The 23,722-nt window shown below is 72.7% G+C and carries 23 protein-coding genes and 4 tRNA genes; 19 read left to right on the plus strand and 8 right to left on the minus strand.

Annotated elements, in window-relative coordinates; translation table 11 throughout:
• Positions 1-170 precede the first annotated feature (170 nt).
• The gene (locus AS857_RS23445) at positions 171-389 is read left to right on the plus strand and encodes a hypothetical protein (RefSeq protein ID WP_058045240.1); all 219 of its coding nucleotides are present in this window, start codon (positions 171-173) and stop codon (positions 387-389) included.
• A 321-nt stretch (positions 390-710) separates the two neighbouring features.
• Here the strand turns inward: AS857_RS23445 and AS857_RS23455 are convergent.
• Both AS857_RS23455 and AS857_RS23460 read right to left on the minus strand, forming a co-directional pair.
• Positions 711-784: transfer RNA gene (locus AS857_RS23455), tRNA-Cys, on the minus strand.
• Between the two features lie 35 nt (positions 785-819).
• A tRNA-Gly gene (locus AS857_RS23460) sits at positions 820-892 on the minus strand.
• Positions 893-1,067: 175 nt separating this feature from the next.
• Between AS857_RS23460 and AS857_RS23465 the strand changes: the two genes are divergently transcribed.
• From AS857_RS23465 to AS857_RS23475, 3 genes are all read left to right on the plus strand, one after another.
• Positions 1,068-2,114: a chorismate-binding protein gene (locus AS857_RS23465; RefSeq protein WP_058045241.1), complete on the plus strand. Its 1,047-nt coding sequence runs from the start codon at positions 1,068-1,070 to the stop codon at positions 2,112-2,114.
• Positions 2,111-2,932, plus strand: coding sequence for an aminotransferase class IV (locus AS857_RS23470; protein WP_058045242.1), 822 nt, complete (start codon positions 2,111-2,113; stop codon positions 2,930-2,932). The genes AS857_RS23465 and AS857_RS23470 overlap by 4 nt, the downstream gene beginning before the upstream one ends.
• Positions 2,933-3,003: 71 nt before the next feature.
• The gene (locus AS857_RS23475) at positions 3,004-3,840 is read left to right on the plus strand and encodes a GNAT family N-acetyltransferase (RefSeq protein ID WP_058045243.1); all 837 of its coding nucleotides are present in this window, start codon (positions 3,004-3,006) and stop codon (positions 3,838-3,840) included.
• A 31-nt stretch (positions 3,841-3,871) separates the two neighbouring features.
• Here AS857_RS23475 and AS857_RS23480 read toward each other — a convergent pair whose 3' ends face one another.
• The gene (locus AS857_RS23480; protein WP_058045244.1) at positions 3,872-4,390 is read right to left on the minus strand and encodes a DsbA family protein; all 519 of its coding nucleotides are present in this window, start codon (positions 4,388-4,390) and stop codon (positions 3,872-3,874) included.
• Between the two features lie 224 nt (positions 4,391-4,614).
• On the opposite strand from AS857_RS23480, the gene AS857_RS23485 reads away from it, so the two are divergent.
• Positions 4,615-5,061 carry a hypothetical protein gene (locus AS857_RS23485; RefSeq protein WP_058045245.1) on the plus strand — a complete coding sequence of 149 codons (447 nt, stop codon included), beginning with the start codon at positions 4,615-4,617 and terminating at the stop codon, positions 5,059-5,061.
• A 170-nt stretch (positions 5,062-5,231) separates the two neighbouring features.
• Here AS857_RS23485 and AS857_RS23490 read toward each other — a convergent pair whose 3' ends face one another.
• Together AS857_RS23490 and AS857_RS23495 are read right to left on the minus strand one after the other, a co-directional pair.
• Positions 5,232-5,786, minus strand: a complete 555-nt coding sequence (locus tag AS857_RS23490) for a CGNR zinc finger domain-containing protein (RefSeq protein ID WP_058045246.1) — start codon at positions 5,784-5,786, stop codon at positions 5,232-5,234.
• 218 nt (positions 5,787-6,004) lie between these two features.
• Complete coding sequence (locus AS857_RS23495; protein ID WP_003959770.1) at positions 6,005-6,418, minus strand: SsgA family sporulation/cell division regulator; 414 nt, start codon at positions 6,416-6,418, stop codon at positions 6,005-6,007.
• Between the two features lie 192 nt (positions 6,419-6,610).
• Here AS857_RS23495 and AS857_RS23500 point away from each other — a divergent pair, with 192 nt between their 5' ends.
• The 4 genes from AS857_RS23500 to AS857_RS23515 all read left to right on the plus strand — a co-directional run bounded on the left by AS857_RS23500 (position 6,611) and on the right by AS857_RS23515 (position 7,874).
• Entirely contained in the window at positions 6,611-7,054 is a 444-nt protein-coding gene (locus tag AS857_RS23500; RefSeq protein WP_058045247.1) for a TIGR02611 family protein, read from the plus strand.
• Between the two features lie 58 nt (positions 7,055-7,112).
• Positions 7,113-7,184 (plus strand) — tRNA-Val (locus AS857_RS23505).
• A gap of 70 nt (positions 7,185-7,254) precedes the next feature.
• A complete protein-coding gene (locus tag AS857_RS23510) occupies positions 7,255-7,740 on the plus strand; it encodes an SRPBCC family protein (RefSeq protein ID WP_058045248.1) in 486 nt (161 codons plus the stop codon).
• Positions 7,741-7,802: 62 nt separating this feature from the next.
• Positions 7,803-7,874 (plus strand) — tRNA-Val (locus tag AS857_RS23515).
• A gap of 113 nt (positions 7,875-7,987) precedes the next feature.
• On the opposite strand, the gene AS857_RS23520 is transcribed toward AS857_RS23515, so the two are convergent.
• Positions 7,988-8,710 carry a 3'-5' exonuclease gene (locus AS857_RS23520; RefSeq protein WP_058045249.1) on the minus strand — a complete coding sequence of 241 codons (723 nt, stop codon included), beginning with the start codon at positions 8,708-8,710 and terminating at the stop codon, positions 7,988-7,990.
• A gap of 167 nt (positions 8,711-8,877) precedes the next feature.
• Here AS857_RS23520 and AS857_RS23525 point away from each other — a divergent pair, with 167 nt between their 5' ends.
• From AS857_RS23525 to AS857_RS23550, 6 genes are all read left to right on the plus strand, one after another.
• Positions 8,878-9,525 carry a DUF4365 domain-containing protein gene (locus tag AS857_RS23525; RefSeq protein ID WP_058045250.1) on the plus strand — a complete coding sequence of 216 codons (648 nt, stop codon included), beginning with the start codon at positions 8,878-8,880 and terminating at the stop codon, positions 9,523-9,525.
• Positions 9,525-10,748 carry a hypothetical protein gene (locus tag AS857_RS23530; RefSeq protein WP_058045251.1) on the plus strand — a complete coding sequence of 408 codons (1,224 nt, stop codon included), beginning with the start codon at positions 9,525-9,527 and terminating at the stop codon, positions 10,746-10,748. Before AS857_RS23525 ends, AS857_RS23530 begins: the two co-directional genes overlap by 1 nt.
• A gap of 111 nt (positions 10,749-10,859) precedes the next feature.
• Positions 10,860-12,836, plus strand: a complete 1,977-nt coding sequence (thrS, locus tag AS857_RS23535) for a threonine--tRNA ligase (RefSeq protein WP_058045252.1) — start codon at positions 10,860-10,862, stop codon at positions 12,834-12,836.
• 55 nt (positions 12,837-12,891) lie between these two features.
• Positions 12,892-13,452, plus strand: a complete 561-nt coding sequence (locus AS857_RS23540; RefSeq protein WP_058045253.1) for an HIT family protein — start codon at positions 12,892-12,894, stop codon at positions 13,450-13,452.
• A gap of 67 nt (positions 13,453-13,519) precedes the next feature.
• On the plus strand, positions 13,520-14,419 hold the full coding sequence (locus AS857_RS23545) for a polysaccharide deacetylase family protein (RefSeq protein ID WP_058045254.1): 900 nt from the start codon (positions 13,520-13,522) through the stop codon (positions 14,417-14,419).
• Positions 14,419-15,642, plus strand: coding sequence for a YncE family protein (locus AS857_RS23550; protein WP_058045255.1), 1,224 nt, complete (start codon positions 14,419-14,421; stop codon positions 15,640-15,642). Before AS857_RS23545 ends, AS857_RS23550 begins: the two co-directional genes overlap by 1 nt.
• Before the next feature lie 45 nt (positions 15,643-15,687).
• Here the strand turns inward: AS857_RS23550 and AS857_RS23555 are convergent, their stop codons facing one another.
• Positions 15,688-17,409: a hypothetical protein gene (locus tag AS857_RS23555; protein ID WP_420823960.1), complete on the minus strand. Its 1,722-nt coding sequence runs from the start codon at positions 17,407-17,409 to the stop codon at positions 15,688-15,690.
• 105 nt (positions 17,410-17,514) lie between these two features.
• The gene (locus AS857_RS23560; RefSeq protein WP_058045257.1) at positions 17,515-19,722 is read right to left on the minus strand and encodes an elongation factor G-like protein EF-G2; all 2,208 of its coding nucleotides are present in this window, start codon (positions 19,720-19,722) and stop codon (positions 17,515-17,517) included.
• Positions 19,723-19,966: 244 nt separating this feature from the next.
• Between AS857_RS23560 and pgsA the strand changes: the two genes are divergently transcribed.
• The 4 genes from pgsA to AS857_RS23580 all read left to right on the plus strand — a co-directional run bounded on the left by pgsA (position 19,967) and on the right by AS857_RS23580 (position 23,602).
• A complete protein-coding gene (pgsA, locus tag AS857_RS23565; RefSeq protein ID WP_058045258.1) occupies positions 19,967-20,644 on the plus strand; it encodes a phosphatidylinositol phosphate synthase in 678 nt (225 codons plus the stop codon).
• Positions 20,641-21,654 carry a phosphatidylinositol mannoside acyltransferase gene (locus tag AS857_RS23570; protein WP_058045259.1) on the plus strand — a complete coding sequence of 338 codons (1,014 nt, stop codon included), beginning with the start codon at positions 20,641-20,643 and terminating at the stop codon, positions 21,652-21,654. Before pgsA ends, AS857_RS23570 begins: the two co-directional genes overlap by 4 nt.
• Positions 21,651-22,811 carry a glycosyltransferase family 4 protein gene (locus AS857_RS23575; protein ID WP_058045260.1) on the plus strand — a complete coding sequence of 387 codons (1,161 nt, stop codon included), beginning with the start codon at positions 21,651-21,653 and terminating at the stop codon, positions 22,809-22,811. The genes AS857_RS23570 and AS857_RS23575 overlap by 4 nt, the downstream gene beginning before the upstream one ends.
• Before the next feature lie 248 nt (positions 22,812-23,059).
• Positions 23,060-23,602, plus strand: coding sequence for a LemA family protein (locus AS857_RS23580; RefSeq protein WP_058045261.1), 543 nt, complete (start codon positions 23,060-23,062; stop codon positions 23,600-23,602).
• Positions 23,603-23,722: the final 120 nt, after the last annotated feature.

The following is a 23,722-nucleotide window of genomic DNA, read 5'->3' on the forward strand; positions in this document are numbered from 1 at the left end:
TCCTCCCGGATGCCCGCCAATCGATACGAGGGCATGACGCCCGGCCGGGCCCGCGCCCCTAGTGTTGAGGTCGAGCGGCGGGTGGCAGCACTCGTCCCCCGAGGTCAGACGCCCGCCGCTCGTGCGACTTCACACGGCAGGGGACGGGCCCACACACCAGGAGCGGAACCATGGCGGACACGGCGGGACGTACGGTCATCCGGTCGCGCGGTCACCGGGCCGCCGACCTGGTCGCGGGCCTCTTCGCCCCCAGGCCCTCCGGCACCCGGCACCCGGCGGTCGCCGTGGCCATGGTGGTGCCCCTGGCGGCGTTCCTCGCCGTCCTCTTCGGCGGCTGGGACGCCGTCGTCACACAAGCGTCGTCCGTCGCCGGAATGCTGGGGCGCTGAGCGCCCCGGGCCCGGGAGAGCGGCCCGGGCCGGGGACAAGCCGGCGGATCAACCCCGTGGGGACGGGGGTACGGCGGACGGCACGAAGGGCCGGGCACCTGGGGAGGCGCCCGGCCCTTCGTATTGCCACCTGCTCGTCACCGGCCTTGCCGTCCGTTGTCCTGCCGCCGTGCCACCTTGCCGCCTTGCCGCCTGCAGAAACGGCCGGAGGCCGGAGCCCTTGAGCCCCGGCCTCCGGCCGATCGGTGTGCGCGATACTGGGATTGAACCAGTGACCTCTTCCGTGTCAGGGAAGCGCTCTCCCGCTGAGCTAATCGTCCTTGGAGGTGGAGACGGGATTTGAACCCGTGTAGACGGCTTTGCAGGCCGTTGCCTCGCCTCTCGGCCACTCCACCAGGAGTGCGGGGGTTCGGGAAGATCCCCCAACTCGAGCGGACGACGAGACTCGAACTCGCGACATCCACCTTGGCAAGGTGGTGCTCTACCAACTGAGCTACGTCCGCAGTGTCTGTCCGGTCCGCTTCCGCGTCCCGGCGACGTGTTGAACTCTAGCGGATTCCAGCGCCAGCTCAAATTCCGTTTCCGCAGCGTGCTGCCCTGATTGTTCGCCCGGGCCGCTCCGGACGGCCCCGCCATAGACTCGATGACGTGCACAGCTTCCCCCCGAGCCTCCCTCCGATGGCCCGCTTCGGCGGCCTCCTCGCCACCGATCTGCGCGATGTCACCCGCGACCCGGCAGCCCTGGAGTCCACGGGCTGGTGGGCGGTGGCCGCGGACTTCGAGGGGCGGCTGACCTGCGCGCGCTTCGGCGACGTGCGCCCCGCCCCGCCCCGTCCCGCGGCCTCCGTCCAGTGGCGCGGCCCGGCCGCCGAGGACTGGACCAGCTCCCTGGACCGGGCCGCCTACACCGCGGGCGTCCGCCGCATCCGCGAGCACATCGCGGCCGGCGAGGTCTACCAGGCGAACCTCTGCCGCGTCCTCAGCGCGCCCCTGCCCGACCCCGCCGCGGCCGACGTCGACGCCCTCACCGCCCTCCTCGCGCGCGACAACCCCGCGCCCTACGCGGGCTGCATCCGTCTGCCCGCCCACGGCGTCGAGGTCGCCACCGCCTCTCCCGAGCTCTATCTGCGCCGCACCGGCCGCACCGTCGAGTCCGGCCCGATCAAGGGCACCGGCCGCACCGCCGCCGACCTGCTGGAGAAGGACCACGCCGAGAACGTGATGATCGTGGACCTCGTCCGCAACGACCTCGGACGCGTCTGCGCCACCGGCTCCGTGACCGTCCCCGCGCTCTGCGCGGTCGAGCCCCACCCCGGGCTGGTCCACCTCGTCTCCACCGTGCGCGGCAGGATCGCCGACGGCGCCGGGTGGGCCGACCTGTTCTCGGCCACCTTCCCGCCCGGCTCGGTCACCGGCGCCCCCAAGGAGAGCGCCCTGCAGATCATCCGGGCCCTGGAGACGGCCCCCCGCGGCCCCTACTGCGGCGGCATCGGCTGGGTCGACGCCGACCGCGGCACCGGCCAGCTCGCCGTCGGCATCCGCACCTTCTGGATCGACCGCACCGCGGCCCCCGGCCCCGTCCTCCGCTTCGGCACCGGCGCCGGCATCACCTGGGGCTCCGACCCCGAGCGCGAGTGGGCCGAGACGGAGCTCAAGGCTTCGCGGCTGCTCGCGATAGCGTCGGGCACCGGCACCCATCAGCCGCTCGGAGGGACGATACGGTGACGATCTGGCTCAACGGTTCGCTGCAGGACGCCGACGGCGCGCGCGTCTCGGTCCTCGACCACGGTCTGACCGTCGGCGACGGCGTCTTCGAGACGCTCAAGGCCGTCCAGGGCCGCCCCTTCGCCCTCACCCGCCACCTCGCCAGGCTGACCGCCTCCGCCCGCGCCCTGGGCCTGCCCGAGCCCGACCTCGACGAGATCCGGCGCGCCTGCGCGGCCGTCCTCGACGCCAACCCCATGCCGCTCGGGCGGCTGCGCATCACCTACACCGGCGGCCTCGCCCCCCTCGGCTCCGAGCGCGGCGAGGCCCGCCCCACCCTCGTCGTCGCCGTCGCCGGGACGCCCCGGAGCCCCGACACCACCGCCGTGGTGACCGTGCCCTGGACCCGCAACGAACGCGGCGCCCTCGCCGGCATCAAGTCCACCTCCTACGGCGAGAACGTCGTCGCCCTCGCCCGCGCCAAGGAGCACGGCGCCGGCGAGGCGCTGCTCGCCAACACCGCCGGGGCGCTGTGCGAGGGCACCGCCTCCAACGTCTTCGTCGTCCTCGACGGCGAGCTGCACACCCCGCCCCTCGCCTCCGGGTGCCTCGCCGGCATCACCCGCGCCCTCGTCCTGGAGTGGACCGGGGCCAAGGAGACCGACCTGCCCTACGACGTCCTGGAGCGCGCCGAGGAGATCTTCCTGACCTCCACCCTCCGCGACGTCCAGGCCGTGCGCGCCGTCGACGGCCGGGAACTGCCCGCCGCCCCCGGCCCGGTGACCGCCAAGGCCGCCCGGACCTTCGACGAGCAGGCGGCGGCGGACCTCGACCCGTAAGGGCTGCGCGGGCGCACACCGCTCCCCGCAAACCCCGTGACGCGCGGCCGCCGGACCGGTACAACACCAAGGTGACCACCACCCTGCGGCCCACCGCACCCGAGCAGCGCGGCCCCGGCGGCGCCCGGTCCCGCTCGTACGAGGTCTGCGTCAACAGCAGGCCCGTGGGCGCCGTCGACCTCGCCACCGACCACCGCTTCGGCCCGGCCGCCGGCCGCATCGTCCGGCTCTCCATCGACGAGCGCGACCGGCACCGCGGCCGGGGCACCGTCGCCGCGCTCGCCGCGGAGGAGGTGCTGCGCGGCTGGGGCTGCACCCGCATCGAGCTGTCCGTCGACGCCGGCGCCGAGGTCGGTCTCGGGCTCGCCGGCGCCCTCGGCTACGTCGAACGCAGCCGCAGCATGGTCAAAACGCTGACCGCCGCCCCCCGGCTGCCCCTGGGCAGCGAAGGACGGCGGATGACCGACGCCGAGTACGCCGGCTGGCGGGAGGAGTCCCGCGCCGGCTACGTGCAGGACTGGACCGACCGCGGCGTCCCGGCCGAGCAGGCCCGCGCCAAGGCCGACGCGGAAGACCGCGCGCTGCTGCCCGACGGAGCCGCCACCGCCGGCACCATGCTGCGCGTCCTCACCCACGAGGGCACCCGCGTCGGCACCCTCTGGGCGGCCCTGCGCGACGAGGGCCCGGACGCGCCGGACGCCTACGTCTTCGACATCGAGGTCGTGCCCGCGCACCGGGGCCGCGGCCACGGCAGGTCCCTGATGCTGCTGGCGGAGGCCGAGGTTCTCGCGCACGGTGCGCGGACCCTCGGCCTCAACGTCTTCGCCGGCAACACCCCGGCGCTGCGGCTGTACGAGTCGCTGGGCTACCTGCCCACCGCGTACCACCTGTACAAGCCGCTGCTCTAGCGGCGGCCTCCCTGCGTCCTGCTACGACCCGCTACGAACCGCTGCGCTCCGCCAGCAGCCGGTCGGCGATCTCCTCGATGCGCTCCCGCAGCCCGTCCTGGTTCTTGCTGCCGTCCAGCAGCTCGCCGCCGATGACGTACGTGGGGGTGCCGGTCACGCCGATGGCCTTGCCCTCGGCCTGGTCCGCGTCGACGATCAGCATGTGCCGGCCGTCCACCAGGGCGGTGTCCACCTCCTCGGCGTCCAGCCCGAGCCCGCCGGCCACCTCGGCCAGCAGCTTCTCGCCGCGCTCGGCCAGCTCCTCGGCCCGCGCGAGCACGGCCTCGGCGTACGGCCAGCCCTGCCCCTGCTCGGCCGCCTCCTCGGCCGCCTGCGCGGCGGCGTAGGAGTGCTTGTGCTTCTCCAGGGGGAAGTGCCGCAGCCGCACGTCCAGCCGGTCGCCGTAGCGTGCGCGCAGCGCCCGCAGGTCGTCCAGGGCGGTACGGCAGTCGGTGCACTGCAGCTCGCACCACACGTCGAGGACGACGGGGGCGGTGTTGGTCTCGCTCATGCGGCCAGTCTTCCAGGCGGCGGGGGCGGCGGCCCTCCGGGTCTCCCCGGGCCTCCCGGCCTTCCCGGGCCTCCCGGCCTTCCCGGGTCTCCTGCGGTCTCCCCGGGCCGTCAGGGATGACCCCGAGATCTCCCTGAGCCCGCCGTCCGGCCATGGCCCGGCCGGCGGCGGGGGGTGCACGATGGAAGGGCGAGCCCGCAAGTGCGAAGTCCAGGAGGAGCCCGATGCTGATCTCGACCATCTGTGCCGCGGTGTCCGCGGCGGGCCTCGGCATCGCCGCGCTGACGGCCTACCGCCGGCGCTTCCTCGCGGCGACGCGGATCGCGGCCTTCTCCCTCGTCCCCATCGGGCTGGTCCTGACCGGGATCGTGAAGTGGCTCACCGACATCGTCTTCAAGCCGAGCGTCTGGGCCGGCTTCGGCGTCCTCGCGCTCTCGGCCCTGCTGTTCGTGGTGAGCAGGGCGGCCGAGCGCCGCGGCGCCGGGGGCGGCCGCAAGGAGCGCAAGGCCGCGGCGGCCGCCGCACAGCGCGATGCCATGGCCCCTGCCGCCTCCGCTCCGTCACTGGGCCCGGGCCGTGCCGCGGACCGTCCGCAGGGCCGGGCGAAGAAATCGGGCGACGGCGAGGACTTCTCGGATATCGAGGCGATTCTCAAGAAGCACGGAATATGACGGACCATCCGATCAGTACACCGGGGCGCCGCCGGAGGCGTGGCCGGCGACTGTTTTCCGGGTAATTCACCGGGTGCGTATTCGCCCGCCCGTATTTTCTCCGTGCATCCGGTGGGGGAGCGGGATTCCGCCCAGGTTCCACCCTGATTCCGAGCCGGTTCTGCCCGGAATCAGACCGATGCGCCGGAGTCCGCGGACTCGGCGCCACGGCGCCGCGCCCGGTAGGCCGCGACGTGCAGCCGGTTGCCGCACGTGCGCCCGTCGCAGTAGCGCCGCGAGCGATTGCGGGACAGGTCCACGAAGGCGTGCCCGCAGTCCGGCGCGTTGCACCGCCGCAGCCGGTCGCGCTCGCCGGCGACCAGCAGGAACGCCAGCGCCATGGCGCCGTCCGCGGCGAGGTTCTCGGCCACCGCCGCGCCGGGCGCGAAGTAGTGCACGTGCCAGTCGTAGCCGTCGTGCTCGCTCAGCTGCGGGGTGGTGCCGGCCTCGGCCACCAGCTCGTTGATCAGCCGGGCCGCCTCCCCCGTGCTCGCGGCGTCGAAGATCCGTCCGAACCGCTCGCGTATCGACCGCACCGCCGCCACGTCGCGCTCCCGCAGGGCCTCGACCGTGATGATGCCGTGCCGCTCCGTGAAGGCGCGCAGCTCCGCCAGGTCCTGCGGGCCCGAGTTGAGGAGGTCGACGACGGAGTCGAGCGCAGCCTTGGTGTCGTGGTTGATCTGCACGTTCGTACGCTCCCTGGCCGGACGGAGGCGGCAAGTGTTCGACCGCGGCCCACGACCTTACTGGCTGGGCGGCATCTGCGCGGCCCCCTCGTCGCGACGGCGCCGTCCCCCGCGGAACGCTCCGCGGACGACGGCGCCGTGCCGTGCCCTGTGTGCGAGATGTGGCGCGCAGCCTCCCCGAGTGGGCTGGCGCGCTCCGGGTCAGCCCCGGCCCGGCCTCAGCTCTCCGCCAGGATGTGGGAGAGCTCGGTGTCCAGGTCGAAGTGACGGTGCTCGGTGCCCGGCGGCACCGCGGCGTCCGTCCGCTTGAGGAAGGACTCCAGGGCCCGCGCAGGGGCCTCCAGCAGCGCCTCGCCCTCGGGAGAGCTCAACGCGATGCACACGACGCCCTGACCGTGGCTGCGGGACGGCCAGACGCGGACGTCGCCGGTGCCGGTGGGTCGGTGCAGGCCTTCGGCGAGCAGGTCGCGGGCGAAGACCCATTCGACCGTCTCTTCGGCTCCGGTGTGGAAGGTGGCGTGCACGGCATACGGATCGGCCGTGTCGTACCGCAGGCCTGCAGGGACAGGCAGTGAGGATTCGCTCGACACGACGAGGCGCAAGTGCAGCTCGCAGCTGACCGTGGTGTTCATAAGCGCCAGGGCCTTTCGCTCAGTGTGCGCTCGGGGATTCGCACGTCGGCGAAATCGACATGCCACCTACGGTGCCGTTGTAAACCCCTCTGACCGTTTTGAGGCTGTTCGGATACCTCGGACGGCCCAGTCGCCCGACGGGGAATACGGCCATTCCGGTGAGTTCAGGATCGGTCCGGTAGGTTGGGGCTCATGAATGCGGAGAGTGACCGGCGGCAGGACGCCGCGGCGGGGGACGGGGCGAAGGACGGGGGCTCGGGCGAGCCCGCCCTCGGATCGCGCGCGCCCCACTTCATCAAGCGCTCGCGGCCCCTGCACGTGAGCTGGCAGGTGGGCGTCTTCATCGTCGGCCTCGCCGTCGTCGTCGCGGGCATCGTCATGCTGCCCCTGCCCGGCCCGGGCTGGCTCGTGATCTTCGGCGGCATGGCCATCTGGGCGACGGAGTTCGTCTGGGCCCAGCTCGTGCTGCGCTGGACCAAGCGGAAGGTCACCGAGGCGGCCCAGCGCGCCCTCGACCCCCGGGTCCGGCGGCGGAACATCATCCTCACCGTGACGGGCCTGGTGATCGCCGGCGCCCTCGTCGGGATCTACCTCTGGAAGTTCGGCATGGTCATGCCGTGGAAGGTGGGCGGCTGACCGGCCCGCCGCCGGTTCAAAGCACCGTCTGACATGCGGTAATGTTTGCGGTGCGCCCGGGCGATTAGCTCAGCGGGAGAGCGCTTCGTTCACACCGAAGAGGTCACTGGTTCGATCCCAGTATCGCCCACACGACAGGACCGAGGGTCCGCAAGGTTCACCCCTTGCGGACCCTCGGTCTTTGGGTGTCCGCTGGCCCCATGCCCTTCCTGGCCGCGGCCCTGGCCCCCTCCCACCGCTACCGCTTCCACGGCGCGTGGGCCCTGGCCGCCCCGCCCGACGCCGTCTACGCCCGCCTCGAAGCCGTGGACGGCTATCCCGCCTGGTGGCCGCAGGTCCGCGAGGTGAACCGGGCCGACGCCGCCACCGGCACCGCCCGCGTGCGCTCCTTCCTCCCCTACGACCTGACCGTGGCCGTCCGCGCCCGCCGCCACGACCCCGTCGCCCGCGTCCTGGAGATCGCCATGACCGGCGACATCGAGGGCTGGGCCCGCTGGACCGTCCTCCCGTGCGGCCCCGCCGGCTGCACCGCCCGCTTCGAGCAGGACGTGGAGGCCCGCAAGCCCCTGCTCAGGCGGCTCGCCCTGCCCGCCAGGCCCCTCTTCGTGGCCAACCACGCGTGGATGATGCGCGCCGGCCGGCGCGGCCTGCGGGCCCTGCTGGCCGGCGGTGCCCGGGGGATTTGATGGAGAGCCGCCGCGACCTGTATTGTTCAGTGCGTTGCCGGGGGAAACCCCGCACGAATCCCGGGCGATTAGCTCAGCGGGAGAGCGCTTCGTTCACACCGAAGAGGTCACTGGTTCGATCCCAGTATCGCCCACACGCAGGCAAGGCCGGTCCGTCAAGAGACGGACCGGCCTTGTGCGTTGCCCGCCCGCATGCCCGTATTCCGTACGCTCGTGCACCCGGCTCTCGTGGCGCCCGGGGCGGCGCTCATGCCGCGGCCGGCATCGACGGCCGCAGCGGCCAGGCCGGATCGCATGCCTCCTCCGTCCCGTTCCGCGCGAACCACGCCTGCAGGCCGCGCGCCTGCGCCGCGTGCCACACCGCCTGCCGGGCGTGCAGCTCCGCCGGGCTCAGCCGCTCCAGCCGCGCCGCGAACCGGCGGCCCACCGCCCGCACCACCTGCAGCGCCGCGAGCGCGTCCGACGCCGCGTCGTGCGCGCCCGTCAGCTCCACCCCGTACTGCGCGCACAGATCCGTCAGCGTCCGGCGCCCCTTGCGGTAGCGGTCCAGGTGCTTGTCCAGCACCCACGGATCCATCACGCACAGCGGGGACGCCCCCAGGTAGTCCGCCAGCGACGAGGCGCGGTGGCGCCGCAACTCGCGGTCCAGCAGCGTCAGGTCGAACGGGGCGTTCATCACCACCAGCGGCGTCCCGCGCGCCGACTGCACCGCCAGCGCCCGCGCCACCTCCTCCACCACCGGCGCCGGCCACCGGCCGTTCCGCTGCAGATAGGCGTCCGTCAGCCCGTGTATCGCAGTGGCCCCTTCCGGCACCGGGACCCCCGGGTCGACCAGCCAGCGCGTCACGACCGGAGCGGCCTCGGCCGCGGACTGCACCACGAGGGCCGCCGACACGATCCGGTCGTGCTCGACATCCACTCCTGTGGTCTCGGTGTCGAACGCGGCGAGTGGTCCCTCGAACCAGCACATGTTCACAACTCCTCGCACTTGCCCGGCGAATGGCGTGTTTCACCCTCCCCGCCAGGTGATACCCGGTCCTGGAGCCGTGCGAACCGCCGTTGTTTGCACGGGAGTTGCAAAGGAAACAACACAGTTGTACGGATCGAACGCCCGAAGACACCCGGAAGGATTCGGACATGGCGTTCCCGCGGCCCGAACCGGGCGGGCTGCTGTCGGAGTTCTCCGAGCCCGCCGCACCCGCCCTCGTACGCGGCTCGCTCGCCACCACCGCCTGCATGGAGACGCTCCAGATCGGCTATCTGCACGCCGTCGCCGCGGCCGCGGGCTGCTCACTGGCCCAGCCCTTTCCCGACCACGGCATCGACTGGCACATCAGCCACACCGCCCCCGGCCACGCCGTCGACGACGAGGTCACCATCAAGGTGCAGCTCAAGTGCACCTACCAGCTCGGCCCCCGCCCGGCCGTGCAGCCGCCGCCCCGGGCCCCCGCCACACCGCCCCCGGCCCTCCCCGCCGTCCCGGCCGGCCCGGCGCCCACCTTCGCCTTCACCCTCGACAACGACCACCTGGCCAAGCTCGCCCGCACCCCCGTCGCCGTCCACAAGATCCTCGTCGTGATGATCGTGCCGAGATCGCGCGACGACTGGCTGCGCGCCGGCCACGACAGCCTCCACCTGAGGCACTGCTGCTACTGGACCAACCTCGCCGGCCACCCCGTGACCGGCAGACGCCGGACCACCGTGCGGATCCCGGCCACACGCGTCTTCGACGACCGCGCACTCTGCGAGATCATGACGCGGGTCGGGGCGGGAGGGAGACCCTGATGCACCGGCCGACCGAGCCCTCACGCCACCCCCGGCACACCCCGCCCGGCGGCCCCCCTCCCGGAACCGCCGACCCCGCCGTCCTCGCGGCCCTCCTCGCCCGCCACGGCTGGCGCCGCCGCGGCGCGGCAGCAGGCACGTACAGCCGCTGGACGCCCCCCGACGCCGCCGACGCCCGCGGGCGCACCAGCCTGCTCGTCCCCGACAGCCGCGCCTACCCCGACAGCGCCGACCTCGTCGCCGAGGCGCTCGCCGCGCTGCAGCACAGCCCCGCCCCCTCCGCACGTGACGTCCTCATCGCCCTGCACACCCCCGTCGACGAGATCCAATGGCAGCGGGACACCCCCGAACCCGAGGCGCCCGCAGCCGCCTGGGCCGCCCAGGAACAGCTGCGCGCCGGCGCCCGCGCCCTGCTCCTCGCCGCCGCCCTGACCGCGCGCGGCACGGCCGGCTACCACGGCGCCCGCCACCGCCGGCACGCCGAGACCGCGCTCGGCCGCCTGCTGACCGGCACCGCCGCGGGCGGCCGGGAGCTGACCACCTTCCTGCCCGTCGGCACGGGCGCGGCTCCCGGCCCCGACGGCAGGCCGGTCACCACCGCACTCCTCCGCGCCCTCTACGCCGCCCGCGACGCCACCGACCGCCAGCGGGCCACCGGCGCGCCCGACGCCTTCGGGCCGGCCGTCGAGGCGGGCGTCTGCCAGGAGCTGACCGAAGCGATCGGCGAGCTCGTCCGCGGCTCCGAGGGCATCCGCATCACCCTGCACTGGGCCCCCGCGGCGGGCCCGCCCGACGGCTTCGCCGCCCGCCCCGAGCCGGTCGCGTTCACCCCCGGCGACCTCCCCGTGCTCCGCGAGGCCGGGGCCCGCTACATCCGGGACGAGCCGCCCGTCACCGTGCAGCTCACCGGAGTGGTCGTCCGCATGCGCCGCGAGGACCGGGGCGGGCCCGGAACCGTACGGCTGAGGATCCTCGCCGGCGTGGACGTGCCCCAGGTCCGCGCCACCCTCGACGAGGACGACTACCGGATCGCCGGCCACGCCCACCTCCTCGGCATGCCCGTCCGCATGAGCGGCCGCCTGGAGAGCAGCGGCGGCTTCCGGCGCCTGGCCGACGCCCGCGACGTCATGCCCGTACGGGTCGACGACGGCGAGCGGGACCGCCTGCTGAAGTCGCTGCACGAGAACATCGACTTCTTCGAGGAGGCGTGCGGCGGCGAATGAAACCGCGCCCTCCCCGGTCGCCCGGGAAACCGTTTCGCGACCAGGCTGCCGGTCTCGGTACGATTCAGGCGCGCAGTGACCGCTGTGCACCCCATACGTCAGGAGAGACCGGTGTCAGACGTCCGTGTGATCATCCAACGCGATTCCGAGCGGGAAGAGCGCGTGGTGACGACGGGCACTACGGCTGCCGACCTCTTCGCCGGTGAGCGCACCGTCGTCGCCGCGCGCGTCGCGGGCGAGCTCAAGGACCTCGCGTACGTCGTCGCCGACGGCGAGGAGATCGAGGCCGTCGAGGTCTCCTCCAAGGACGGCCTCGACATCCTGCGCCACTCGACCGCGCACGTCATGGCCCAGGCCGTGCAGGAGCTCTTCCCCGAGGCCAAGCTGGGCATCGGCCCGCCGGTCAAGGACGGCTTCTACTACGACTTCGACGTCGAGAAGCCCTTCACCCCCGATGACCTCAAGGCCATCGAGAAGAAGATGCAGGAGATCCAGAAGCGTGGCCAGCGCTTCTCGCGCCGCGTGGTCACCGACGAGGAGGCCCGCGACGAGCTCGCGGCCGAGCCGTACAAGCTGGAGCTGATCGGCCTCAAGGGCTCCGCCTCGCACGACGACGGCGCGGACGTCGAGGTCGGCGCCGGCGAGCTGACGATCTACGACAACCTGGACCCGAAGACCGGCGACCTGTGCTGGAAGGACCTCTGCCGCGGTCCGCACCTGCCCACCACCCGTGTCATCCCGGCGTTCAAGCTGATGCGCAACGCCGCCGCGTACTGGCGCGGCAGCGAGAAGAACCCGATGCTCCAGCGCATCTACGGCACCGCGTGGCCGTCGAAGGACGAGCTGAAGGCGCACCTGGACTTCCTGGCCGAGGCCGAGAAGCGCGACCACCGCCGCCTCGGCTCGGAGCTGGACCTCTTCTCCATCCCGGAGCAGATCGGCTCGGGCCTGGCCGTCTTCCACCCCAAGGGCGGCATCATCCGCCGGGTCATGGAGGACTACTCCCGCAAGCGGCACGAGGAAGAGGGGTACGAGTTCGTCTACACCCCCCACGCCACCAAGGGGAAGCTCTTCGAGACCTCGGGCCACCTGGACTGGTACGCCGACGGCATGTACCCGCCCATGCAGCTCGACGAGGGCGTGGACTACTACCTCAAGCCCATGAACTGCCCGATGCACAACCTGATCTTCGACGCCCGGGGACGCTCGTACCGCGAGCTGCCGCTGCGGCTGTTCGAGTTCGGGACCGTGTACCGGTACGAGAAGTCGGGCGTCGTGCACGGCCTCACCCGCGCCCGCGGCTTCACGCAGGACGACGCGCACATCTACTGCACCCGCGAGCAGATGGGCGAGGAGCTGGACCGGACCCTCACCTTCGTCCTGGACCTGCTGCGCGACTACGGCCTGAACGACTTCTACCTGGAGCTGTCCACCAAGGACCCGGAGAAGTTCGTCGGCTCGGACGAGGCCTGGGAGGAGGCCACCGAGACGCTGCGCAAGGTGGCCGAGAAGCAGGGCCTGGAGCTCGTCGCCGACCCGGGCGGCGCGGCGTTCTACGGCCCGAAGATCTCCGTCCAGGCCAAGGACGCGATCGGCCGCACCTGGCAGATGTCGACCATCCAGCTCGACTTCAACCTGCCGGAGCGCTTCGACCTGCAGTACACCTCGGCGGACGGCTCGCGCCAGCAGCCGGTCATGATCCACCGCGCGCTGTTCGGCTCGATCGAGCGCTTCTTCGCGGTGCTCCTGGAGCACTACGCGGGTGCCTTCCCGGCGTGGCTGGCCCCGGTGCAGGCGGTCGGCATCCCGATCGGCGACGCCCACGTCGAGTACCTGCAGGAGTTCGCGGCCGACGCGAAGAAGAAGGGCCTGCGGGTCGAGGTGGACGCCTCCTCGGACCGTATGCAGAAGAAGATCAGGAACCACCAGAAGCTCAAGGTTCCGTTCATGATCATCGTCGGTGACGAGGACATGGCGGCCGGCACGGTGTCCTTCCGCTACCGCGACGGTTCGCAGAAGAACGGCATCCCGCGCGCCGAGGCGCTGGCCGAGATCCTCAAGGTCGTCGAGGACCGCGTCCAGGTCTGACCCGGGAATCAGGGACGAACGGGCCCCGGAGCGTCGACGGCGCTCCGGGGCCCATATGCTGCACAGCATGACGAGTGAGCCGGAGCAGCAGATCGGAGTCGGGGCGCCGGACGCGTTCCAGCGACTGTGGACGCCCCACCGGATGGCGTACATCCAAGGCGAGAACAAGCCGACCGGGCCGGGGTCCGGTGACGGGTGCCCGTTCTGCTCGATCCCGGAGAAGAGCGACGAGGACGGGCTGGTCATCGCCCGGGGTGAGCGCGTCTACGCCGTGCTGAACCTGTACCCGTACAACGGCGGCCACCTCATGGTCGTGCCCTTCCGGCACGTCGCCGACTACACCGAGCTCGACGTCGCCGAGACGGCCGAGCTCGCGGACTTCACCAAGCGGGCCATGACCGCGCTGCGCACCGCCTCCGGCGCGCACGGGTTCAACATCGGCATGAACCAGGGCGACACCGCCGGCGCCGGCATCGCCGCCCACCTGCACCAGCACGTGGTCCCCCGCTGGGGCGGCGACACGAATTTCATGCCGGTGATCGGCCACACCAAGGTGCTGCCCCAACTGCTGGCGGACACCCGCAAGATGCTCGCGGACGCCTGGCCGGACGCCTGAGGACACGCGTCAGAGAAAAACGGGCAAATGTCCCAAAGTCTTAATTAAAAGAAGTTCTAATGGGGCGGTGACCTTCCTTCACCGCCGCACCGTGCTGCGCGCGGCCGCCGGCGGTGCCCTCGCCGGGGCCGCCGGCGCGGGCTGCGGCCGGTCGGACGGTGAGGCAGGGGCCCGGGCGGCGGATCCTTCCGGACGGGCCGGCGCGTCGGCCGAGCGGTCCGCGGGGCCCGGCGCGTCCACCAAGCCCGGTGCGTCCACCAAGCCGGGCGCGTCCCGTAAGCCGGGCGCTTCGAAGAACCCCGCGGCGTCCGGGGCGCCGTCGGTGTCGAAGCCCCCCGCCCTCACCCTGGCCCCGCTCCCGCCGGGGCTCCCCGCCCAGATCGAGCACGGCCCCCGTACCGGCAAGGACGTGGCGCTGACCTTCCACGGCCAAGGCGATCCGAAGCCCATCACCGGGCTGCTGGGGGAGGCCGAGCGGGCCGGGGCGCGGGTGACCGTGCTCGCCGTGGGCACCTGGCTGGACGCCTATCCGCAGCTCGCACGGCGGATCCTCGACGGCGGCCACGAGCTGGGCAATCACACGATGCACCACCTCGACATCTGTATGATGCCCGCGGCCGCGGCCTCGGCGGAGATCACCGAGTGCGCGGAGCGGCTGCGGCGGCTGACGGGCGGGATCGGCCGCTGGTTCCGGCCCTCGCGGGCGCGGCTCGCCACCGAGCAGGTGGCCCGGCTGGCCCGCCAGGCCGGTTATCCGCACGTTCTCTCCTACGACGTGGACTCCCTGGACTTCACCGATCCCGGGCCGGAGGCGGTCCGGCGCACCGTGCTGAAGGCGGTGCGGCCCGGGTCGGTGGTGAGCCTGCACTTCGGGCACGCGGGCACCGTGGCCGCGCTGCCCGCGATCCTCGACGGCCTGCACCGCCGCGGTCTGCGCGCGGTGACGACAACGGAGCTGCTGACCTGATGAACCAGTTCTCCTCGTTCCCGAGCTCTCTGCGCCGGCCGCGTCTGCGCGGGGTGCACCGTGCCGTGCTGTTCGCCGCCGCCTGTGCCCTGCTGGCCTCCGGCTGCGGAGGGGACTCCGGTACGGAGGCCGCCGACCGCGCTCCGCACAAGGAGGGGCAGCAGCAGGAGCGGCGGGGCGCCGCGCCGGCCGCGGGGCTGCCCGGCATGCCGCCGCTGCTGGATCCGAACGACCTGTACGCGGCGGACCGGCCCAATCAGCTGTCGCCGGTGGTGAAGGACTTCCCGTCGCGGGTGTACGTGCCCAATACGGAGTCGAACACGGTGAGCGTGATCGATCCGAAGACGTACAAGGTGATCGAGACGATCCCGGTGGGGAACCAGCCGCAGCACGTGGTGCCGTCGTGGGACATGAAGACGCTGTGGGTGAACAACGACCGCGGTCACACGCTGACGGCGATCGACCCGGCCACGGGGAAGAAGGGGCGGACGGTCGACGTCCACGATCCGTACAACCTCTATTTCACACCGGACGGCAAGTACGCGGTGGTGATGGCGTCGATGGACCGGGAGCTGGTGTTCCGGGACGCCCAGACCATGAAGCGGAAGAAGACGGAGCCGGTGTCGTGCAAGGGGGTGAACCACGCGGACTTCTCGCCGGACGGGAGGTACTTCATCGTCTCGTGCGAGTTCTCGGGCGAGCTGCTGAAGGTCGACACGGCGAAGATGAAGGTGATCGGTCAGCAGAAGCTGCCGTTCGAGGGCGCGATGCCGCAGGACGTGAAGATCGCCTCCGACGGCAAGACCTGGTACGTCGCCGACATGATGGCGGACGGGGTGTGGGTGCTGGACGGTGACAAGTTCACCGAGCCGTGGCTGATGCCGACGGGCAAGGGCGCGCACGGGCTGTACGTGAGCCGGGACTCGAAGTCGATGTACATCTCCAACCGGGGCGAGGGCTCGGTCTCGGTGCTGGACCTGCCGAGCCGCAAGCTGGTGAAGAAGTGGGAGCTGCCGGAGGGCGGGAGCCCGGACATGGGCGGGGTGTCGGCGGACGGCAATGTGCTGTGGCTGTCGGGGCGTTACGACTCGGAGGTGTACGCCATCGACACCCGGGACGGGCACCAGATCGCCAAGATCCCGGTCGGGGCGGGGCCGCACGGCCTCGCGGTCTATCCGCAGCCGGGCCGGTACTCGCTGGGCCACACCGGAATCTTCCGGTGAGACCCGGCGAGTGACGGCGGGTCAGGCGCGGCGGGCGGACGCCGGTCAGGCGTTGTAGACGTCCGCTGCGCCCGGCTTGGCGTCCTGGACGGCGCCGCTGAGGGACATGGCGCGGCTGTTGAAGCGGTCGGTGTTCACGCCGTGCTCCTTGAGGACGCGCAGGGCGGCCTCGTGCACCACGCGCAGGACGGGGGTGGTGGCGCGCAGGGCGTCGTCGGCCATGAAGCGGTGCCGCCAGGGCTTCTCGGCCCAGGCGTGCCGCAGGCCGAAGGGCTCGGGCAGGACGAGCTTGCCGCCCCAGTACTCCAGGAGCGGGGGATACCAGGTGAGGGGGGCGCGGGCGGCGAGGCGGACGACCTCGCGGGGCGGGACGACGGAGAGGGTCCTGGTCCGGTTCTCCCAGAACTTGATGGTCTTGGGGGTGGTCTTGGTGCGGGCGGCGGGCTTGCCCATGAAGACGCCGCTGACGGGGCCGAGGGCGTGCCCGGTGACCTCGATGCGCAGGGTCTTGTGGAGGACGGTGACGGTGATCAGGAGGGTGATGACGAGCTGGCCGTCCCAGAGGACGAACTGGACGCCGAGGTAGTGCCGGCTGCCGGCGCCGAACTGCTGCTCGTTGCAGATCTTCTGGAGCTCGGCGCCCCTTATCTGGAAGCCGTCGGTGCCTTCGGGGCGGGAGACGGCGCCGGCGCCCTCGCCGACGTCCGAGACGACCCAGTGCTCGACGGAGGGGGCGGGGAAGCCGCCGGTGTGCAGGGGGCTGCGCTCCAGGAGGTGGAGCTGGTCGTGGATGGCGCGGACGACGTCCCAGCTGCGGAAGGGGTTGATCTCCTTGCCGGGGTCGAGCGGGACGAGCTCCTCGGCGAGGTGCCAGCTGCCCCAGCGGGTGCCCATGCCGAGGATGCCCTTGGTGCCGGCGTAGAAGGCGACGTTGCTCTGCTGCTCGGCGGCGAGGCGCTCCAGGGACTGGCGGAGTCGCTCGGCGGCGGTCTCGCCGGGGTTCTTGGGGACGGCTTCGGGGATCTTGGCGCCGATGCCGCCGCCGGAGAGCAGGCCCGTCCAGCGCTCGCGGAGGTCCTTGGCGGTGCGCTCGCAGACGGTCCTGGCCCAGAAGCCGCCGACGAGCGGGGCGATGAGCATGGCGCGCAGGTAGAAGGCCCAGAAGCCGTGGAAGGGCAGCTTCACCAGGAGGATGGCGGCGAGGATGCCGAGGGCCACGAGGAGGGCCGTGCCGAGGGCGCCGGCGCGCTTGTTCTGGGCGCCGGCGATGGTGCGGCGGAGCTGGAAGACGCCCAGCCAGAGCAGGACGCCGGGCAGGAAGAGCAGCCCGCAGACGGCCATGATCAGGGTGAGTTTGGTGTCGCGCTGCTTGCGGATGCGGTTGGCCGCGAGGCAGTGCTCGACGACGGGCTGCGGGTCGAGGCCGAAGGACTGGATGAGGGGCTTGCGGCCGCCGCCGAGCACGCGCAGCTGGACGGCGCGGGCGAAGGCCTCGCCCAGGTTGGGCTCGAAGAGCGATATGCGGGGCGCCTTGACCTCGGACTTGGCCCAGTCGGAGTTGGCCTTGAGGAGCTGGTCGACCGGTCCGTCGCGGTAGGCGGCGGAGGCGAGCGCCTGCGTCGCCGCGGTCTGTCCCGAGGAGCCCGAGAGCGGGATCTGCGCCCCGGGGCTGAAGTCGAACGGGTCCCCTGCTGCCACTGCTGCCCCCAATGCCGCGCATGTCCGGTCCTGCGGCCTTCGACGGATGCCGACGACCGCCCGCGTCATACGTGTTGGTCCGCGGACCCAGCGTATCGGCGCGGGGTGCCGGCTGTCGCAGAGATCGTGAAGGCCGCCCGCCCCGGATGGTGCGAGGCGGGCGGATTGCGCCCGTTACCCTCCGGATCCGGCCGATTCCCGCAGCCGCTCGGCGATCTGAGGGGGCATCGGTTCGTGGCGGGCGTAGGAGCGGGTGAACCGGCCGGTGCCGTGCGACAGGGAGCGCAGGTCGACGGCGTAGCGGCCGATCTCGATCTCGGGCACCTCGGCGCGCACCAGGGTGCGGCCCGCGCCGGACTGCTCGGTTCCGATGACGCGGCCGCGCCGCCCGGACAGGTCGCTCATCACGGGGCCGACGTAGTCGTCGGAGACCAGGACCTCGATCTCGGCGACGGGCTCCAGGAGGTGGATCCTGGCCTCGGCCGCGGCTTCGCGCAGGGCGAGGGCGCCCGCGGTCTGGAAGGCGGCGTCGGAGGAGTCCACCGAGTGCGCCTTGCCGTCGAGGAGGGTGACCCGGATGTCGACCAGGGGGTGGCCGGCGGCGACGCCGCGGGCGGCCTGGGCGCGGACGCCCTTCTCCACGGAGGGGATGAACTGACGGGGGACGGCGCCGCCGACGACCTTGTCGACGAATTCGATGCCGGAGCCGCCGGGCAGCGGTTCGACCTCGATCTCGCAGATGGCGTACTGGCCGTGGCCGCCGGACTGCTTGACGTGCCGGCCGCGGCCGGCCGCCTTGGTGCCGAAGGTCTCGCGGAGCGACACCTTGTGGGGCACGACGTCGACCTGGACGCCGTAGCGCGAGCGCAGCCGTTCCAGGGCGACGTCGCGGTGGGCTTCGCCCAGGCACCAGAGGACCACCTGGTGGGTGTGCGGGTTCTGCTCCAGGCGCATGGTGGGGTCCTCGGCGACGAGCCGGGACAGGCCCTGGGAGAGCTTGTCCTCGTCGGGCTTGCTGTGCGCCTGGATCGCCACGGGCAGGAGCGGGTCGGGCATCTGCCAGGGCTCCATGAGGAGGGGGTCGCCCTTGGCGGAGAGCGTATCGCCGGTCTCGGCGCGGCTGAGCTTGGCGACGCAGGCGATGTCCCCGGCGATGGCCTGGGGGAGGGGCCGCTGCTGTTTGCCGAAGGGCGAGGAGAGGGCGCCGATGCGCTCGTCGACGTCGTGGCTCTCGTGGCCGCGGTCCTCCAGGCCGTGGCCGGAGACGTGAACGGTCTCGTCGGGGCGCAGGGTGCCGGAGAAGATGCGGACGAGGGAGATCCTGCCGACGTAGGGGTCGGAGGAGGTCTTGATCACCTCGGCGGCGAGCGGGCCCGCGGGGTCGCAGGTCACGGGCGCGTGGGGGCGGCCGTCGGGGGTGGTGACGGCCGGGACCTCGCGTTCGAGGGGGGTGGGGAAGCCGCCGGTGATCAGCTCCAGGAGCTCGATCGTGCCCAGGCCCTGTTTGGCGCCCTCGGGGGCGGGGGCCGCGGCGAGGACGGGGTGGAAGCTGCCGCGCGCCACGGCGCGCTCCAGGTCCTCGACGAGGGTCTTGACGTCGATCTCCTCGCCGCCGAGGTAGCGGTCCATGAGGGTCTCGTCCTCGCTCTCGGCGATGATGCCCTCGATGAGCCGGTTGCGCGCCTCCTCGATGAGGGGCTGGTGCTCGGGGCCGGGTGCGGCCTCGGCCCGCTCGCCGGAGGAGTAGTCGAAGACGCGCTGGGAGAGCAGGCCGATGAGGCCGGCGACGGGGCGGTGCCCGTCGGCGCCCTCCGGCCCGTGCAGCGGCAGGTAGAGCGGCAGCACGCCGTCGGGGGAGTCCCCGCCGAAGGCCGCGCGGCAGGTCTCCGTCATCTCCTCGAAGTCGGAGCGGGCCGACTCCAGATGGGTGATGACGATGGCGCGGGGCATGCCGACGGCCGCGCACTCCTCCCAGACCATGCGGGTGGCACCGTTGATGTTCTCGGCGCCCTCGGCGGCCGAGACGACGAAAAGGGCCGCGTCCGCTGCGCGCAGACCGGCCCTGAGCTCCCCGACGAAATCGGCGTAGCCGGGGGTGTCCAGCAGATTGATCTTGATGCCGGCCCATTCGACGGGGGCCAGCGAGAGCTGGACCGAGCGCTGCTGGCGGTGCTCGATCTCGTCGTAGTCCGACAGCGCGCCGCCGTCCTCGACGCGGCCGGCCCGGTTGACCGCGCCCGTCGCCAGCGCGAGGGCCTCCACCAGCGTCGTCTTTCCCGAGCCGCTGTGGCCGACCAGCACCACGTTGCGTACGTGGCTCGGCCGGTCGGCCGATACTGCTCTGCCCGCGGCCCCTGGGTACGTGCCCGTCTTCTCGCCCATGTGTCCCGCCTCCCGGTCGACACCTGCGGTACACCGAGCTTTCCACTGCGGTAACGCTGCGTCCATACGTCGCACACGGAGGCGCACCCGCACGCCCTGCACGGGGGCCGCCGGGGGCGGTGGGAGCACCGGTGTTCCCGCTGCGAGCGGTGCGTGCGCGGCTGTCCGGGGGTGCCTGGCTACGATGGGCCAGCCGGTGGCCTCCTGACCACGCGGCCCGATACGACACCCCTCCGGGAAGGCCATGCTGAACAAGTACGCGCGTGCGTTCTTCACGCGTGTTCTCACGCCGTTCGCCGCCCTGCTCATCCGCCTCGGCGTCAGCCCCGACGCGGTGACCCTCATCGGTACCGGTGGTGTGGTGGCGGGCGCACTGGTCTTCTACCCCCAGGGGGAGTTCTTCTGGGGCACGGTCGTCATCACCCTGTTCGTCTTCTCGGACCTGGTGGACGGCAACATGGCCCGCCAGCTGGGCCGCTCCAGCCGCTGGGGCGCCTTCCTGGACTCCACGCTCGACCGGGTCGCCGATTCGGCGATCTTCGGCGGCCTCGCCCTGTGGTACGCGGGCGGCGGTGACGACACCATCCTGTGCGCGGTGTCGATCTTCTGCCTCGCCAGCGGCCAGGTCGTCTCGTACACCAAGGCGCGCGGCGAGAGCATCGGCCTGCCGGTGAACGTGAACGGCCTGGTCGAACGGGCCGAGCGGCTGGTCATCTCGCTGGTGGCGTGCGGCTTCGCGGGCCTGCACAAGTTCGGCGTGCCGGGCATCCAGTACCTGCTGCCGGTGGCGCTGTGGATCGTGGCCGTGGGCAGCCTGGTCACCCTGATCCAGCGGGTGGTGACGGTGCGCCGCGAATCCGCCGAGGCGGAGGCCGCGGCCGCTGCCGAGGCCTCCCCGGCGCAGGGCGGTGGCAACGGGTGAAGGAGCGGCTGACCGACGCGCTGTACGGGCTCGGCTGGGCCACGGTCAAGAAGCTGCCGGAGCCGGTGGCCGTCCGGCTGGGGCAGCAGATCGCCGATGCGGCGTGGCGGCGGCGCGGCAAGAGCGTGCTGCGGCTGGAGGCCAATCTGGCGCGCGTGCTGCCGGATGCGTCCCCGGAGCGCCTGGCGCGGCTGTCGCGGGCGGGCATGCGCTCGTACATGCGCTACTGGATGGAGTCCTTCCGGCTGCCGGCGTGGAGCGCGGAGCGCATCCGCACGGCTTTCGCCCCGGAGGGCCTGCACCACCTGGAGGAGGGCCTGGCGAGCGGGCGCGGCGTGGTGATCGCGCTGCCCCACATGGGCAACTACGACCTCGCCGGGGCATGGGTGACCACCCGCCTGGGGGTGCCCTTCACGACCGTGGCCGAGCGGCTGAAGCCCGAGACGCTCTACGACCGCTTCGTCGCCTACCGCGAGGGGCTGGGCATGGAGGTGCTGCCCCACGCGGGCGGCAGCGCCTTCGGCACGCTGGCGCGCCGCCTGCGCGCCGGGGGCCTGGTCTGCCTGGTGGCCGACCGTGACCTGTCCTCCTCGGGGATAGAGGTGACGTTCTTCGGCGAGGCCGCGAAGATGCCCGCCGGCCCCGCCATGCTGGCCGTGCAGACCGGGGCCCTGCTGATGCCCGTGACGCTCTGGTACGACCGCTCGCCGGTGATGCAGGGGCGGGTGCACGCCCCGATCGAGGTGCCCGGGGAGGGCACGCGCGCCGAGAAGGCCGCGGTGATGACGCAGCGCATCGCCGACGCCTTCGCCTCCGGCATCGCCGAGCACCCGCAGGACTGGCACATGCTCCAGCGGCTGTGGCTCGCCGACCTCGACCCGCGCCCGGACCGGCCCTCCGGGGGAGCGGACGGAGCGGCGGACGGGCCGGCGCAGGAGACGCAGGGCGCGCAGGGCACACCGGACCGGGGTGCCGGCCGGGCCGAGAGCGACCGGAGGGCCGAGGCATGAGGATCGGGATCGTCTGTCCCTACTCGTGGGACGTGCCCGGCGGCGTGCAGTTCCACATCCGCGACCTGGCCGAGCACCTGATCCGGCTGGGCCACGAGGTGTCGGTGCTGGCCCCTGCGGACGACGAGACGCCGCTGCCTCCCTTCGTGGTCTCGGCGGGACGGGCCGTCCCGGTCCCGTACAACGGCTCCGTGGCGCGGCTGAACTTCGGCTTCCTGTCGGCCGCACGGGTGCGGCGCTGGCTGCACGACGGCGACTTCGACGTCATCCACATCCACGAGCCCACCTCCCCATCGCTGGGTCTGCTGACCTGCTGGGCCGCGCAGGGCCCGATCGTGGCGACCTTCCACACCTCCAATCCGCGCTCCCGGGCGATGATCGCCGCCTACCCGATCCTCCAGCCCGCCCTGGAGAAGATCAGCGCGCGCATCGCGGTCAGCGAATACGCCCGCAGGACGCTGGTCGAGCACCTCGGCGGCGACGCCGTGGTCATCCCCAACGGGGTCGACGTGGACTTCTTCGCCCGCGCCGAGCCCAAGGAGGAGTGGCAGGGCGGGACGATCGGCTTCATCGGCCGCATCGACGAGCCGCGCAAGGGCCTGCCGGTGCTGATGCGCGCCCTGCCGAAGATCTTCGCCGAGTGCCCCGGCGCCCGGCTGCTGGTCGCCGGCCGGGGCGACGAGGAGGAGGCCGTGGCGGGCCTGCCCCGGGAGATGCGCCAGCGCGTCGAGTTCCTCGGGATGGTCAGCGACGAGGACAAGGCGCGGCTGCTGCGCAGCGTCGACGTCTACGTGGCCCCCAATACGGGCGGGGAGTCCTTCGGCATCATCCTGGTCGAGGCGATGTCGGCGGGCGCTCCCGTCCTCGCCAGCGACCTGGACGCCTTCGCCCAGGTGCTCGACCAGGGCTCGGCCGGGGAGCTGTTCGCCAACGAGGACGCCGATGCGCTCGCCGCCGCGGCCGTACGGCTGCTGGGCGACCAGGACCTGCGGACCGGCCTGAGCGAGCGCGGCAGGGCGCACGTGCGCCGCTTCGACTGGTCCCGCGTGGGCGCCGACATCCTGGCCGTCTACGAGACGGTCACCGCAGGCGCGGCCTCCGTCGCCGCCGACGAGCGCACGAGCCTGCGCGCCCGCTTCGGCCTGGCCCGCGACTAGCGCCTTCCGGCGGATCACGGCCTGTGCACGGGTGCCGGTGCTCCCGGATTCCGCCGGACTCGCGCCGCCGTGGCGATGCGCCGTTGCGGCGGCAGGTGTTGTGCCGACCGTGGACCGGTCCGGGCCGGCAGCGACCGGCTCCGGGACGGAGCTCCGGGTGACGGTGCGGCAGCCCCCGCGAGCGCCCCGCCCGTGGTGGGTCCCGCTGCGCGAAGCGGCCCGACCGGCGAGCGGTAACGTGGCCCGGCGTGACCACACTGATCTGGATCGTCGCCGCCCTGGTCGTCATCGGCGTCTATCTGAGCTGGACCGCGGGCCGGCTGGACCGCCTGCACAGCCGCATCGACGCCGCGCGCGCCGCGCTGGACGCCCAGCTGCTGCGCCGCGCCTCGGTCGCCCAGGAGCTGGGCACGGCCGGAGTCCTCGACCCGGCCGCCTCGATCGTGCTCTACCAGGCCGCGCACGCCGCACGCCAGGCCGAGGAGGAGCAGCGCGAGGTCGCCGAGAGCGAGCTGAGCCAGGCCCTGCGGGCGGTCTTCGCGGAGGTGCCGCAGGTCGATGCCGTCCGGGAGGCCCCCGGCGGCGAGGAGTCCCTGACCGAGCTGTCCGAGGCGGTCCGGCGGGTGCCGATGGCCCGCCGCTTCCACAACGACGCGGTCCGCGCCGCCCGTGCCGTGCGCAAGCACCGCGTGGTGCGCTGGTTCCGGCTCGCGGGCCACGCGCCCTTCCCGATGGCCTTCGAGATGGACGACGAACCGCCCGCCGTCCTGGAGGCGCGGACGAGCCACTGACCGCCGGGCAGGCCCCCCCGGGCAGGGTCTCCGCAAGGCCCACCGGACCTCTCCGGACACCCCGGACAAGCCACCGGCCTCGGATTGGCTCTTTTTCCGGGGAAAGCGGGATCGGTTGTA

This window comes from Streptomyces roseifaciens, from assembly GCF_001445655.1.
GTDB lineage: Bacteria > Actinomycetota > Actinomycetes > Streptomycetales > Streptomycetaceae > Streptomyces > Streptomyces aureoversilis.

Coding starts and splice junctions, on each gene's coding strand:
- AS857_RS23445 (WP_058045240.1), top strand. CDS start 171: ATGGCGGACACGGCGGGACGTACGGTCATCCGGTCGCGCGGTCACCGG.
- AS857_RS23465 (WP_058045241.1), top strand. CDS start 1,068: ATGGCCCGCTTCGGCGGCCTCCTCGCCACCGATCTGCGCGATGTCACC.
- AS857_RS23480 (WP_058045244.1), bottom strand. CDS start 4,390: ATGAGCGAGACCAACACCGCCCCCGTCGTCCTCGACGTGTGGTGCGAG.
- AS857_RS23485 (WP_058045245.1), top strand. CDS start 4,615: ATGCTGATCTCGACCATCTGTGCCGCGGTGTCCGCGGCGGGCCTCGGC.
- AS857_RS23495 (WP_003959770.1), bottom strand. CDS start 6,418: ATGAACACCACGGTCAGCTGCGAGCTGCACTTGCGCCTCGTCGTGTCG.
- AS857_RS23500 (WP_058045247.1), top strand. CDS start 6,611: ATGAATGCGGAGAGTGACCGGCGGCAGGACGCCGCGGCGGGGGACGGG.
- AS857_RS23510 (WP_058045248.1), top strand. CDS start 7,255: ATGCCCTTCCTGGCCGCGGCCCTGGCCCCCTCCCACCGCTACCGCTTC.
- AS857_RS23520 (WP_058045249.1), bottom strand. CDS start 8,710: ATGTGCTGGTTCGAGGGACCACTCGCCGCGTTCGACACCGAGACCACA.
- AS857_RS23525 (WP_058045250.1), top strand. CDS start 8,878: ATGGCGTTCCCGCGGCCCGAACCGGGCGGGCTGCTGTCGGAGTTCTCC.
- AS857_RS23530 (WP_058045251.1), top strand. CDS start 9,525: ATGCACCGGCCGACCGAGCCCTCACGCCACCCCCGGCACACCCCGCCC.
- AS857_RS23540 (WP_058045253.1), top strand. CDS start 12,892: ATGCTGCACAGCATGACGAGTGAGCCGGAGCAGCAGATCGGAGTCGGG.
- AS857_RS23550 (WP_058045255.1), top strand. CDS start 14,419: ATGAACCAGTTCTCCTCGTTCCCGAGCTCTCTGCGCCGGCCGCGTCTG.
- AS857_RS23555 (WP_420823960.1), bottom strand. CDS start 17,409: ATGACGCGGGCGGTCGTCGGCATCCGTCGAAGGCCGCAGGACCGGACA.
- AS857_RS23560 (WP_058045257.1), bottom strand. CDS start 19,722: ATGGGCGAGAAGACGGGCACGTACCCAGGGGCCGCGGGCAGAGCAGTA.
- pgsA (WP_058045258.1), top strand. CDS start 19,967: ATGCTGAACAAGTACGCGCGTGCGTTCTTCACGCGTGTTCTCACGCCG.
- AS857_RS23575 (WP_058045260.1), top strand. CDS start 21,651: ATGAGGATCGGGATCGTCTGTCCCTACTCGTGGGACGTGCCCGGCGGC.